The 13,901-nt window shown below is 67.8% G+C and carries 10 protein-coding genes; all 10 read right to left on the reverse strand.

Features of this window, described 5'->3' with window-relative positions:
* Positions 1 to 35 precede the first annotated feature (35 nt).
* Positions 36 to 3,536: a DNA-directed RNA polymerase subunit beta gene (gene rpoB, locus ACWEPG_RS09635; RefSeq protein WP_450114441.1), complete on the reverse strand. Its 3,501-nt coding sequence runs from the start codon at positions 3,534 to 3,536 to the stop codon at positions 36 to 38.
* Between the two features lie 458 nt (positions 3,537 to 3,994).
* The gene (locus ACWEPG_RS09640; RefSeq protein WP_452594321.1) at positions 3,995 to 4,795 is read right to left on the reverse strand and encodes a hypothetical protein; all 801 of its coding nucleotides are present in this window, start codon (positions 4,793 to 4,795) and stop codon (positions 3,995 to 3,997) included.
* Between the two features lie 180 nt (positions 4,796 to 4,975).
* Positions 4,976 to 5,587 carry a hypothetical protein gene (locus tag ACWEPG_RS09645; protein WP_450114439.1) on the reverse strand — a complete coding sequence of 204 codons (612 nt, stop codon included), beginning with the start codon at positions 5,585 to 5,587 and terminating at the stop codon, positions 4,976 to 4,978.
* Positions 5,588 to 5,660: 73 nt separating this feature from the next.
* Entirely contained in the window at positions 5,661 to 6,908 is a 1,248-nt protein-coding gene (locus ACWEPG_RS09650; protein WP_450114438.1) for an MCE family protein, read from the reverse strand.
* Positions 6,905 to 8,188, reverse strand: coding sequence for an MCE family protein (locus tag ACWEPG_RS09655; protein WP_450135930.1), 1,284 nt, complete (start codon positions 8,186 to 8,188; stop codon positions 6,905 to 6,907). Before ACWEPG_RS09655 ends, ACWEPG_RS09650 begins: the two co-directional genes overlap by 4 nt.
* Before the next feature lie 119 nt (positions 8,189 to 8,307).
* Positions 8,308 to 9,594: an MCE family protein gene (locus ACWEPG_RS09660; protein WP_450114436.1), complete on the reverse strand. Its 1,287-nt coding sequence runs from the start codon at positions 9,592 to 9,594 to the stop codon at positions 8,308 to 8,310.
* Entirely contained in the window at positions 9,594 to 10,592 is a 999-nt protein-coding gene (locus tag ACWEPG_RS09665) for an MCE family protein (protein WP_450114435.1), read from the reverse strand. Before ACWEPG_RS09665 ends, ACWEPG_RS09660 begins: the two co-directional genes overlap by 1 nt.
* Positions 10,589 to 11,656, reverse strand: coding sequence for an MCE family protein (locus tag ACWEPG_RS09670; RefSeq protein WP_450114503.1), 1,068 nt, complete (start codon positions 11,654 to 11,656; stop codon positions 10,589 to 10,591). Before ACWEPG_RS09670 ends, ACWEPG_RS09665 begins: the two co-directional genes overlap by 4 nt.
* 8 nt (positions 11,657 to 11,664) lie before the next feature.
* A complete protein-coding gene (locus tag ACWEPG_RS09675; RefSeq protein ID WP_450114434.1) occupies positions 11,665 to 13,044 on the reverse strand; it encodes an MCE family protein in 1,380 nt (459 codons plus the stop codon).
* Positions 13,041 to 13,901 (reverse strand): MlaE family ABC transporter permease, encoded by an 861-nt coding sequence (locus ACWEPG_RS09680; RefSeq protein WP_452594322.1) that lies wholly within the window; start codon positions 13,899 to 13,901, stop codon positions 13,041 to 13,043. Before ACWEPG_RS09680 ends, ACWEPG_RS09675 begins: the two co-directional genes overlap by 4 nt.

Genomic DNA, 13,901 nt, shown 5'->3' on the forward strand with positions numbered 1-13,901 from the left:
CGGCGGGGAGCTCACGCTCCCCACCGGGTCGGCTCCTAGTTGGCGAGGTCGTCGACCGTCGCAGCCTCGTTCCGGGACAGGTTGATGCCCAGGTTCGCGGCCGCGCGCTCCAGATCCTCGTCATCGCCGTCACGCATCTCGATGGCGGCACCGTCGCTGGAGAGCACCTCCACGTTCAGGCACAGCGACTGGAGCTCCTTGAGGAGAACCTTGAACGACTCGGGGATGCCGGGCTCGGGGATGTTCTCGCCCTTGACGATCGCCTCGTACACCTTCACGCGACCCACCACGTCGTCCGACTTGATGGTCAGCAGCTCCTGCAGTGTGTACGCCGCGCCGTAGGCCTGCATGGCCCAGCACTCCATCTCACCGAAGCGCTGGCCACCGAACTGGGCCTTACCGCCGAGCGGCTGCTGCGTGATCATCGAGTACGGACCGGTCGAACGGGCGTGGATCTTGTCGTCGACCAGGTGGTGCAGCTTGATGATGTACATGTAGCCGACCGAGACCGGGTACGGGAACGGCTCGCCGGAGCGGCCGTCGAACAGCGTCGCCTTGCCGTCGGACCCGACCATCTGCTCACCGTCACGGTTCGGCAGCGTCGCGCCGAGCAGACCCGTCAGCTCGTCCTCCTTGGCACCGTCGAACACCGGGGTGGCGATGTTCGAGTCGGCGGGAGCCGAGAGCATCTCCTCGGGCAGGCTCGCCGCCCAGTCCGGGCGGGTGCCGTCGCCGGCGACCTGCACGTTCCAGCCGGTCTTGCCGATCCAGCCGAGGTGGGTCTCGAGGACCTGACCGATGTTCATACGACGCGGGACGCCGTGGGTGTTCAGGATGATGTCGACCGGGGTGCCGTCGGGCAGGAACGGCATGTCCTCCTGCGGGAGGATCTTGCCGATGACGCCCTTGTTACCGTGCCGGCCGGCGAGCTTGTCGCCGTCCTGGATCTTGCGCTTCTGCGCCACGTACACCCGGACCAGCTCGTTGACACCCGGGGGCAGGTCGTCGTCGTCCTCGCGCGAGAACACGCGGACGCCGATCACCTTGCCGGTCTCACCGTGCGGCACCTTCAGCGAGGTGTCGCGGACCTCGCGGGCCTTCTCACCGAAGATCGCGCGCAGCAGGCGCTCCTCCGGGGTCAGCTCGGTCTCGCCCTTCGGGGTGACCTTGCCGACGAGGATGTCACCGTCGCGGACCTCGGCACCGATCCGGACGATGCCGCGCTCGTCGAGGTCGGCGAGGACCTCGTCGGAGACGTTCGGGATGTCCCGGGTGATCTCCTCGGCACCGAGCTTGGTGTCGCGGGCGTCGATCTCGTGCTCCTCGATGTGGATCGAGGTGAGCACGTCCTCCTCCACGAGGCGCTGCGACAGGATGATCGCGTCCTCGTAGTTGTGGCCCTCCCACGGCATGATCGCCACGAGCAGGTTCTTGCCGAGCGCCATCTCGCCGTTCTCGGTGCAGGGACCGTCGGCCAGCACCTGGCCGGACTCGACCCGCTGGCCCTCGTCCACGATCGGACGCTGGTTGCTGCAGGTGCCCTGGTTGGAGCGGGCGAACTTGTTGAGGCGGTAGGTCTTGCGGCTGCCGTCGTCGGCCATCACCGTGACGTAGTCCGCGGACACCTCCTCGATGACACCGGTCTTCTCGGTGACGATGACGTCGCCGGCGTCGACCGCGGCACGCAGCTCCATACCGGTGCCGACGAGCGGCGACTCGGAGCGGACCAGCGGCACGGCCTGACGCTGCATGTTCGCGCCCATCAGCGCGCGGTTGGCGTCGTCGTGCTCGAGGAACGGAATCATCGCGGTCGCGACCGAGACCATCTGCCGCGGCGAGACGTCCATGTAGTCGACGTCCGAGGACGCGACGTACTCGACCTCGCCACCCTTACGGCGGACCAGGACACGGTCCTCGCTGAAGCGACCGGACGAGTCGACCGGCGAGTTCGCCTGGGCGACGACGTGGCGGTCCTCCTCGTCGGCGGTCAGGTAGTGCACCTCGTCGGTGACCTGGCCGTCCTCGACCTTGCGGTACGGGGTCTCGATGAAACCGAACGGGTTGACCCGCGCGTACACCGACAGCGAACCGATCAGACCGATGTTCGGACCCTCAGGGGTCTCGATCGGGCACATGCGGCCGTAGTGCGAGTGGTGGACGTCGCGGACCTCGAGGCCGGCGCGCTCACGGGACAGACCGCCGGGGCCCAGCGCCGACAGGCGGCGCTTGTGGGTCAGGCCCGACAGCGGGTTGTTCTGGTCCATGAACTGCGACAGCTGGGACGTTCCGAAGAACTCCTTGATCGCGGCGACGACCGGGCGGATGTTGATCAGGGTCTGCGGCGTGATCGCCTCGACGTCCTGGGTCGTCATCCGCTCACGCACGACGCGCTCCATGCGGGACAGGCCCACGCGGATCTGGTTCTGGATCAGCTCGCCGACGGTACGCAGGCGACGGTTGCCGAAGTGGTCGATGTCGTCGACCTCGACGGGCACCTCGACGCCACCGGGCACGGTCATCGACTGGTCGCCGGCGTGCAGACGCACCAGGTACTCGATGGTCGCGACGATGTCTTCCTCGGTGAGGGTCGACGCGGTGATCGGCTGGCCGGTGTTGACGCCCAGCTTCTTGTTGATCTTGTAGCGACCCACGCGCGCCAGGTCGTAGCGCTTCTCCTTGAAGAACAGGTTCTCCAGCAGGGTCTGCGCGGACTCCTTGGTCGGCGGCTCGCCCGGACGCAGCTTCCGGTAGATGTCGAGCAGCGCCTCGTCGGTACCGGCGGTGTTGTCCTTCTCCAGCGTGGACATCATGATCTCGGAGAAACCGAAGCGCTCGGCGATCTGCTCGGTGGTCCAGCCGAGGGCCTTGAGCAGCACGGTGACCGGCTGACGCCGCTTGCGGTCGATACGCACGCCGACGGTGTCGCGCTTGTCCACGTCGAACTCGAGCCAGGCGCCGCGACCCGGGATCACCTTGACGCTGTGCAGCGTCTTCTCGGTGCCCTTGTCGATGGACTCGTCGAAGTACACGCCCGGGGACCGGACGAGCTGCGAAACCACGACACGCTCGGTGCCGTTGATGATGAAGGTGCCCTTGTCGGTCATCATCGGGAAGTCACCCATGAAGACCGTCTGGCTCTTGATCTCACCGGTGTTGTTGTTGATGAACTCGGCAGTGACGAACAGCGGCGCCGCGTACGTCATGTCCTTGTCCTTGCACTCCTCGACGGAGGCCTTGACCTCGTCGAAGCGCGGGTCGGAGAAGGAGAGGGACATCGAACCCGAGAAGTCCTCGATCGGGGACAGTTCGGCCAGGATGTCCTCCAGGCCGCCGGTCGCACCCTCGTCGCCGCGAGCCTTGGCCCGCTCTCGGGATGCCGGCGAGCCGATCAACCATTCGAAGGAATCGGTCTGAAGATCAAGTAGACCCGGAACTTCGAGGGGTTCGCGAATTTTCGCGAACGAGACCCTCTTCGGGGCTCCGGGGATTCCGGCCTTGGTCTGGCTAGAGACTGCCAAGATGCGTCCTTCCAGCACCTCACGCGGGCCGCTCGCTGGAGTGCGACCGCCGCTGTATCTGCTTCTTCTGTGGGGCGAATTCGCTGGTCACAACCCGAACGAAACTCGTCGACACCACGCAGGAAGCAAAAACTTCGATGCGGCAAGGGCGAGAGATGGACAGGAGGCAGCCAGCGCAACGTCCAAAGGTACCGGAAACCGGCGCAGAATACAACCGGGCAGTGCCGAGCACCCGATTTCGTCTCGTCGACAACAGTCAATCAACGGCAGCGGGCGCCACCGGAGCGGCGCCGCGTGAGGGATCAGTTCGAAGTTCACGAAACCCGGCGGTCTATGACTATCCGCGCCCGATGCCTCCATTTGCGCCGGCGCGTGACCACCCGGACCCGCGATCTCTCGCATGTCTCGACCAATAGAGTGACGCCTCAGGCGCCTTCCGTCAAGACCGACCCGGGGTTTTGTGGACGAACCGGCGGTCAGCGGTCGCGGATGTCGGACAGCAGCCAGATGTCGCCGACCTTCGACATCGTCACCGACAGCGGCCCCGCGGCGCTCCCCTGCGCCACGCCGTCGTTGCTCGCGCTGACGTTCATGCTCGCCACCAGCTCCGCGCGATCGTCGCTCAACAGCTTCACGCCGATGTCGGTGACCTGCGCTTCCGTCGCCGTCTTCGTCTGGATCACCGCATCGCGCGTGACCTGGGCGGTCTGGTCGAATTCCGTCCGCATGCTGTCCGTGAGCACTGCGCGCGCGTTGTCGAAGTCCTGGTCGACCGTGTCGAACTTGTACGTGTACAGGGTCTGGATCGCTCCGCGGGCGGCAGCGGCCACCTGCGTCGTCGCGCTCGTGTCCACCCACGCGCGGTTGGACACGTCGGCCCCGGACCGGAAGGCTGCGAGCAGCGCGAAAGCCGCCAATGCCAGCGCGGCGACGCCGATCACAGCCACCCGCCGCCACCCCCGGCGCTCGGCCGCGGGATCGCCGGCGTCCTCCACCTCGACGTCCTCCGCCGAACGCTGCCGCGGGCGCAACGCGCTGGTCCGGTTGACCGGCCGGCCCGGGGCCGCCGTCTCCGGAACCGACGCGGCGACCGCGGTCCCGCCCGTCGTCGAGTCGACCGACCCCGCCTCGTCGACCGGCACCGTGCCGGCGTCCGGCGTGCCGGGCGACGACTCCCCCGTTCCCGTCCTGTCGACGGCGGACGTCACCTCGTCGACCGCCCCGGCGGCGGCATTCGGGGCCTCGCCCACCACGTCGGTCTCCGTCGGTTCGATCACCGGGGGCTCGGTCGCCGCCCGGCCCGCCGACCCCGCGTCCTCCGACGGGACGCGGCGGGATGGTTGCTGACCTGCAATCTTGGGACGTCGGCCCTTCGGTTGCGGGGTGCTGTTGCTGCGACGAGTGGGGGGCACCGTTGATACTCCTGTCAAGCGCGGGAAAGCTCGTGGCGCGAGGGACTACTGTCCGTCGCCGCTCGCGTCGTCGGGGGCGGGGGCAGGCGCCTCGGGGGCGGGCGTCACCGGGGCGGGCTCGGCGGTGCCCGCATCCATGGCCAGCGGGGCTCCGACGTTCTCGACTCGAGACGCCTTCCACACCCCGTCCACCTCGGTCAACCCGATGCGCATCGTCACCTTCACCTTCTTCGGCGGCTGGTCCGGCCACGTTGTGGTGGTCGTCAGCACCACCAGCGATGTCGCCGTCCCCTCGTCACGACCGAAGTCGGTGAGTGCGGCGTCGACGACCTGGGCCTCGCTCTTCGCGCCGGTCTGCCGGACCTGCTCGGCCATCTGGTCCTTCGTCTCGTTCAGCGCGCCCACCATCTCGTCACCGGTGATCGAGGACTCCATGTTCGCGAACGTCTGATCCAGGTTCGCCGAGTCGACGGTGTTGAGATTGATCGCGGCCTGCCGCGCACCGGTGAGCGCGTCGTCCCGGGCCTCGGCCGCGGGCTTGTCGCTCAGCAGGGCGTGCGCCCAGCCGTAGCCGAACCAGGCGGCGAACCCCAACGCCACCAGGGCGAGGACGCTCACCACCACGAGGGCGGGTTTGAGCAGTGTCGTGCTACGCATCACATTTCCACCCTACTTGAAAGTAACTTCTGCGCTGCGGCCGCTCGGCCGACCGCGGCGCCCCGCCCCGGCCCTACTTCGGCGTGATCCCCATCAGGGTCGCGAGCTGCGTCGCGATCGGGTTGAGATTCAGCGCGTCCGGCGCCACCTTCGGCTTGTCGTCCCACGGCTGCGGCGTGTTCGGATCGGCGTACACGATCCGGTTCGCCGACCTCACACCGGTGACACTGCCGAGCGGTGTCGTGCAGTTGGCCTGCGTGTTCAGCGGGAAGTCGTCGCGGGTCGGGTCGAAGTCGGGGTTCTCCCGCTTCATCCGATCGATGATCTCGTGCGTGCCCTCGTAACCCTGGGTGCACGGCGGCGGATTGTTCGTCTCCAGCAGCAGACCCTGATGCAGGGTGCCGTCCCCCGGTGCCGCCGTGCTCGCGCCCGCCGCCAGCGCGGGCAGGAACGTGAGCAGGATGTTCAGCGCGATCGATCGCGGCCCGAGCGCCGCCGACACCAACGCGAGGTTGTGCAGGTCGCTCGACAACGCCGGCCCCGCGGTGTCGACCAGCGACCCGACCGCCGTGCTGGCCGCGGTCCCGGTGTCGATCAGCCGGCGCAGGTCCGGATCGCTGTCGCGCAGCTGCGCGGAGATCCGGTTCAGATCCGCACTGAACTGGCGGATCGCCGACGACTGCACCGACTGCGTGTCGAGCACCGTCCTGCTGTCCCGGATCAGCGTCAACGTCTGCGGCAGATTCTCGATCCCCGCCTGGGACAACGAGTTCAGCGAGTCCACCAGCACCTGGAGATCGTCGCCGCGACCGTCGAAGGCCCTACCCAACTCGGTGACCGTGGTGTTCAGCGCGTCCAACGGAACCGACCGAACCAGCGAGTTCACGCTCGACAGGACCTGCTCGACCGGAACCGGAATCGACGTGTCCTGCCGGGTGATGGTCGAACCGTCCACGAGGTACGGCGCGCCCTCGCTGGTCGGCTGCAGGTCCACGTACTGCTCACCGATCGCCGACCGGTTCGCGACCACCGCCCGCGCCGAGGCGGGCACGTCGGGCGCCCCCGCGTCGAGCTCGAGGTCCACCCGCACACCGTCCTCGGTCAGGTGCAGGTCACCGACCCGTCCCACCGGCACGCCGCGGTACGTGACCTCGGCGTTGGTGAAGATGCCGCCGGAGTCGGCGAAGTCGGCCGTGACCGTGTACTGCCCGAAGCCGAGCAGGTTGTCCAGCCGCACGTACTTGGCACCCACATACAGCAGACCCACCGCCGCGACCAGGATGAACGCGATCAACTGGAACCGAACCAATCGGGACCTCATCGGCCACCCACCCCCAGCTTCTCGAGAATTCCGCTGAGCGGGTTCTGCGGCGCCGCAGCCGCGTTCCCGGACACCGGCTCGGTCCCCGGAGCGACCGGCTGACCCGGCGGCGGCGCGGGAGCAGGAACGATCGGCGGCAACGGCAGCAGCGACACCGTCGGCCACCCCGGCCGCGGTCCGTTGCCGTTGTAGTAGGGATTCGACGGATCGACCGTCGGCACGTGCCCGTTGTAGCCCGGCGGCGGCGGGACGTACACCGGATCCGGCATACCGACGCCGAGAGCCTCCAACTGCTGCCCCAGGCGCATGTCGACCGTCAGGATCAGGTTCATCGAGTTGCCGTGGATGACCTTCTCCGCGCCGTCCGGGAACGGGAACGTCGGGACCAGCGGCAGAACCGTGACCAGGTCGTCCCCGGAGTCCGCGAGCGCCTGCAACGTCGGCCGCAGCGCCCGCAGATCGGCGATCAGGTTGTCCCGCGACCTGACCAGCACGTCACTGCCCACCTGTCCGAGGCGGTCCAGCTGCCCGAGCAGCTGCACGAACTGCGGCCGCTGCTCGTTCAGGACCTGCACCGCGGGCGGGATCTCGGCGAGGATCTTGTCGATCTGCCCCGTCTGCTCCACCACCCGACCGTTGAGAGCATCGAGACCGTCCAGCGCGCGGACGATGTCGTCACGCTGCCGGTTCAGCCCGCCGATCAGGGTGTTGGCCTGATCCAGCAACGACCGCACCCGGTCCTCACGACCGTCGAAGGCGGCCGACAGCTCTTGGATGATCGGCTGCAGCTGCGCCACACCACCACCGTTGAGCAGCAACGACAACGCACCGAGCACCTGCTCGATGTCGGTGGCGTGCCGGGTCCGGTCCACCGGGATCGTCGCACCGTCGGACAGGCGGGCGGTCGCCGGATCCACCTCGGGCGCGGTCAGTTCGATGAACTTCTCACCCAGCAGACTGGTCTGCTGCACACTCGCCACCGCGTTCGCCGGGAGATCGACCGCAGAATCCATCACGACACCCACCGCGGCGATCCAGCCGTCGTCCGGTACCTCGATCGTCTCCACCCGACCGACGGGAACGCCGTCGACCTTCACCGTCGACTGCGGAACCAGGTCGAGCACGTCGTCGAACTGCACCGTCAGGTGCATCGGGTTCGCACCGATGTCGGCGCCACCCGGAAGCGGGATGCCGTAGATGCCACCCGAACCACAGGCCGACACCGTCACGGCCACCGCGCAGACACCCGCACCGATCGTCACCGCCCGGCCGACCGCCATCCCCCTCCTCACAGCCCACCTCGACGCCTGCTCCGGCGTCCTTCCCGCCCGCTTCACTGCCCACGGCAGCGTCATTCCCACCCGCTTCACTGCCCACGGCAGCGTCATTCCCACCCGCTTCACTGCCCACCCCGCGGAATGTTCTGGTCACTGAGTCCGGGTGCCTGCGAGTTGCCCAGCCGCGGGGAGATCGTCCCCGGCACGGTGCCCGGCTGCGAGGGGCGCTGCAGGTTGTCGCCGCTGAGGATGCCGAAGGGCAGGTTCAGCGTCGGCGTCTTCACCCCGGCCGTGACCTGGTCCATGATCACCCCGCAGTTGTCGATGACCGGCCGCATCTGACGGCTGAGCGCGTCGAACCTCGGGTCGCCGGGCATGAGCTTGCCCAGATCCATCAGCTTGCACAGCGCGCCGAACGGGTCCTGCGTCTCGGGCAGGTTGACCCGCGACGCGAGGGTGCCGGACTCGGCGTCGTACGAGTTGACGACGTTGCTGATCGCGAGCGGCAAAGTGGTCAGCGCGTCCACCAGGTCCTGACGGTTGTCGGCGAGAGTCTGCGTCACCTGCACCAGGCCCTCCGCATTGCTCGCGACCAGATCCTCGTTGTCCCGGACGAAGACCGCGACGTCGCCCAGGGTGATCGACAACTGGTTCAAGGCCGCGCCCAGATTCGCCCGCTCCCCGTCGAGGAACCCGGTCAGGTCGGCGAGCTGGCCGTTGAACTGACGAACCTGCTCGTCGTTCGCGGCGAGCGCGCTGACGAACGTCTGCAGGTTCCTGATCGTCTCGAACAGGTCCCCGCGGTAGTAGTTCAGGGTCGCGGCCGCCTTCGACAGTTCGGTGATCGTGGTGCCCAGCGCCTCGCCGTTGCCGTCGAGGTTCTGCGACGCCGTGTCCACCAGGTTCGACAGGGCGCCGTCCTTGTTCGCGCCGTTCGGCCCCAGCGCCTCGGACAGTTCCTCGATGCTCGAGTACAGCTGGTCCACCTCCACCGGGGTCGCCGTCCGCTCACGCGGAATGGTCGCTCCGGACTCCATCACGTCGCCACCCGAGTACGCGGGCGCCAGCTGGATGTACCGGTCCGACACCACCGACGGGGTGACCTGCGCGGCCTTCGCGTCCGCGGGAATCTCCACGCCGCGGTCGACTCGCATCACGACCCGGACCTGATCGCCGAGCGGCGTCACCTCGTTCACCTCGCCGACCTTGACTCCGAGCACCCGTACATCCGACCCGGTGTAGATGCCGACGGACTTGTCGAAGTACGCGGTGATCTTCGTGGTGCCGGCGCGGGCGAACAGCCACCAGCCGCCGACCGCGACCGCGAGAACTGCGAGGACGACCGCGATCGTCGTCAGGATCTGGGCACGGCTGAATCTCGGCATGCGGCCCGACGTGATGCCCGTCATCAGTTGTCCCCCAGGGTGCGCACCGGGTCGCGGTAGCCCGGAATCAGCGGCAGCGCCGGCGGCGTCAGATTGACCACCACCTGGTCGAACCAGCGACCGTTGCCCACGATGTTCGAGTACAGGCGGGTGAACGGCGCGTACAGCTTGATCGCCCGGTCCAGGTTGTCGTTGTTGTCCTGCAGGATCTGCACGACCCCCCGCAGCTGTTCGAGCGCCGGCCCGATCTGCTCCTCGTTCTCGCGCACCAGCCCGGTGAGCTGCTGCGACAGTCGCTGCGTGCCGGTCAGCAACTGTGCGATCGACTGCTGGCGGGCGTTGAGTTCCCCGAGCAGCAGACCCGCACTGGAGATCAGCTGGGTGAACTCCGCGTTGCGGTCCGCGAGCACCTTCGACGTCTTCGCGGTCGCGGCGAACAGTTTCGTCAGTTCCGCGTCACGGGTCTCGATCGTCGCCGACAGCCGCGCCACCCCGTCGAGGGACGCACGCACATCCGCCGGGGTGCCCTCGAACGCCTCCGAGAGGACCTGCATGCTCTGCGCCAACTGCGGAGTGTCGATCTGCTCGAGCGTGGTCGCCGCGCTGGAGAAGGCGTCGATCACGTCGTAGGGCGAGGTGGTCCGGTCGAGCGGAATCGGGTTCGACGGCCGCAGCGTGGACGATCCGCGCGGATCGAGAGCCAGGTATTTCTGCCCCAGGATCGTCTTGATCTGAATCGACGCGGTGGTCTGGTCACCGACCCAGGCGTCCTTGACCTTGAACGCGACGTCGACCTTGTCCCCGTTCAGGGTGACGTCGGTGACCTTGCCGACCTTCACACCGGCGATGCGGACCTCGTTGTCCGGCTTCAGACCGGCGGCCTCGCTGAACTCGGCGCGGTACGTCGCACCGGCGCCGATGATCGGCAGGTCGTCGAGGAAGAAGGCCGAAATCGTCGCCAGCAGCACGATGACGATGCCGAGCGCGCCGATCGTGGCGGGGCTGCGCCGTTGCCTGCTCATTGGCCGGCCCCGTTCGCCGAGCACCGCGGTGCGGAGTTGGTGTACAGCGGCTGGTTGATCGTCGGCAGCCCCGTCGGCAGGTTCAGGTACTTCGACTCACCCGGCCCGGCGACCACGTCGATGCCGCACAGATAGAACTGGAACCACGAACCGTAGCTGGCGATCCGGCTCAGCTTCTCCAACTTCACCGGCAGGTTTGCGAGGGTCTTGTTCACCGCCGCTTCCTGCTCGTTCAGCGTGCCGGCGAGCGTGTTCAACGCCGACACCGATCCCTGGATCGACGGCCGGGTCGGTTCGAGCACATCCGACGCCGTGTCGGTGAGGGTGGCGAGCGAGGTGACCGCGTCACCGACGACGCCGCGGTCGTTGGCGAGGCCCGTCACCAACTGCTCGGTGTTGACGATCAACGAGCCGAGTTCCTCGTCGTGCTTGTTGACGGTGTCGAGGACACCGTTGAGGTTGTTGATGACGTCCCCGATCACCCGATCCTTGTCGGCGATCGTGTTCGTCAGCGAGGCGGTGTTGCGCACGAGCTCCGAGATGGTGCCGCCCTCCCCCTGGAACACCTGGATGATCTGGTACGACAGCGTGTTCACGTCGTCGGCGCTGAGCGTCTGGAACAACGGGCGGAACCCGTTGAACAGGGTCGTCAGGTTCACCGCCGGCTTGGTGTGGTCGAGCGCGATGGTCTGCCCCGCGGTCAGCTTCACGCCCTGCGGCCCCTCCCCCTGTTCGAGCGCGATGTAGCGCTGCCCGACCAGGTTCCGGTACCGGATGGTGGCCCTGGAACCGGCGGGCAGCCAGTCCCGATCGGACAGCGAGAACTGGACCTTCGCCTCCCGTTCGTTGACGATCGAGATCTCGTCCACCTGCCCGACCCGGACCCCCGCGATGCGCACCTCGTCACCCCTGTTCAGGGAGGTGACGTCGGAGAAGACGGCATTGAATCTGGTGCCGCCACCACCGCCGGTGTTCGCAATCGTGAACGCCAGCAGCGCGGTCGCCACCACGGTCACGACGGCGAAGATGATGAGCTTGGTCAGCGGAGCCGCGAGCCCCCTCAGCTGCGCCTTCATCTGACACTCACCTCCGTCCCCCTCAGTGCCGGGGCCCCCAGCAGCGTTGTCCAACCCGGCACGTTCTCGGGCAGTGTGCCCGTGCCCTCCCCGTAGATCACCGCGAGCGTGTCCTGCTCGAACGTCGACCCCGAATAGCTCGCCGGTGCGTCCGCCGCACCCGCCACCTGCACACCTGCGGTGCTCGGCACGGGTGCGTACTGCGGCCGTTCCGGCGACGGCACGTACGACGGGCCCGGATTGCGCGACGGCACCTGGTAGGCACCGTCGTTGTAGGAGCCGCCCGGGTACTGCGGGAACTTGTCACCCGGAGCGGCCGGGGTGTAGCACTTGGCCCCGCGGTTGTCGAAGAGCCGCGGCTCGTCCTGGTTGGGCAGGTACCGACCCTTCGGATTGACGAACACCGTCGCGGCCCGGGCACCCGGGTGGTCCTGCAGGCTTCCGTCCGGGTTGAGGCCGAGGATCGCACTCGCGTTGTAGACGATCGGCACGAACTGCGCGAACGTGCATCCGAATGTCGGCGAGGCCGCGGCGAGCACCTCTAGGGAATCCCGCGAGTCCGCTGCGATCGAGATCAGCGAGTCCCGGTTCGCCGCCAGGAAATCGGCCGTGCTGCCCGCGGTGGACGTCGCCGCCGACATCAGGGTGCGGATCTGGTTCTGCTGCTGCACCACGGTCGCGCCGGTCGTCCGCAGGTTGTCCAGGGCATTGACCAGCTCGGGTGCCGCGTCCGTGTAGGTCTGCGAGAAGTCGGCCAGACCCTTCAGCCCCTGCTCCAGGTTCGGCAGCTCGGTGTTGACGCCCGCGAAGATGGTTTCGAGCCGCTCCAGGCTCACGCCGATGTCGTTGCCGCGGCCGGTCAGTGCCTGGTTGAGGGCACCGAGGGTGTTGGCGAGGTCCTGCGGCGGCACCGCCTCCAGCAACGGCAGCAGTCCGTCGAGCAGCTCACCGATCTCGATGGCGTTGCCGCTCTTGTCCTGGTGCAGGGTGTCACCGTCCGTGATCGGGGCCGCCGTGTCCCCGGCGGGCACGATCAGCGCCACGTACCGCTCCCCGAACAGCGTCTTGGGCAACAGCCTGGCGGTGGTGTTCGCCGGGATCAGTTCCGCCTTGTCCGGATCGATCGCGAGAACCGACGTCACCTCGCCCTTCTCCGACGACGACGAGCGGACCTCGCCGACGATCAGCCCGCGGACCTTCACGTCGGCATGATCGGGCAGCGAGTTGCCGACCGTGTCGGTCACCAGGTTGACGGTGACGACGTCCTTGAACGACTTGTTGTACATCCCGATGGTGAAGGCCAGGAACAGGGCCAACACCAGGAAGAACACCAGACCGAGAATCCGCCGGCGCAGGGCCGACCCGTCGTTGCTCATCCGGCCACCCGCACCGTGGTCGTCGTGCCCCAGATCGCGAGGCTGAGGAAGAAGTCCAGTACCGCGATCGTCACGATCGCCGTCCGCACCGCGCGTCCCACCGCCACACCGACGCCGGCCGGACCGCCGGACGCGGTGTAGCCGTAGTAGCAGTGGATCATGATCAGCACGAACGCGAAGACCAGCACCTTGCCGAACGACCACAGCACGTCGGCGGGCGGCAGGAACAGGTTGAAGTAGTGGTCGTAGGAGCCGCTCGACTGACCGTTGAACAGCGTGCTGATCAGCCGAGACGCGAAGTACGACGCCAGCAGGCCGACGATGTACAGCGGGACGACCGCGACGAATCCGGCGACCATTCGGGTCGTCACCAGGAACGGCACCGACGGCACGGCCATGACCTCGAGCGCGTCGATCTCCTCCGAGATCCGCATCGCACCGAGCTGGGCGGTGAAGCCGCATCCGACAGTCGCGGACAGCGCGAGGGCCGCCACGATCGGCGCGATCTCGCGTGTGTTGACGTACGCGGACAGGAAGCCGGTGAGCACCGAACTGCCGAGCTGGTCGAGTGCTGCGTATCCCTGCAGTCCGACGACGACACCGGTGAAGCCCGACATCATCACGATGACGCCGATGGTGCCGCCGATCACGGCCAGCGCGCCGCTGCCGAAGGTGACCTCGGCGAGCAGGCGCAGCACCTCCCGGCCGTAGTGGGTGATCGTCCGTGGGATCCAGGCGATCGCGCGGGCGTAGAACGACATCTGGTCGCCCGCGCGGTCGAGCACGTTCAGCGGGGCGCGTCCGGCTCGACGCGCATGGATCAGCGCGCGATCACCGCGCCCCCTCGCGATGGTCAT

This window comes from Rhodococcus sp. NPDC004095 (genome assembly GCF_053604015.1).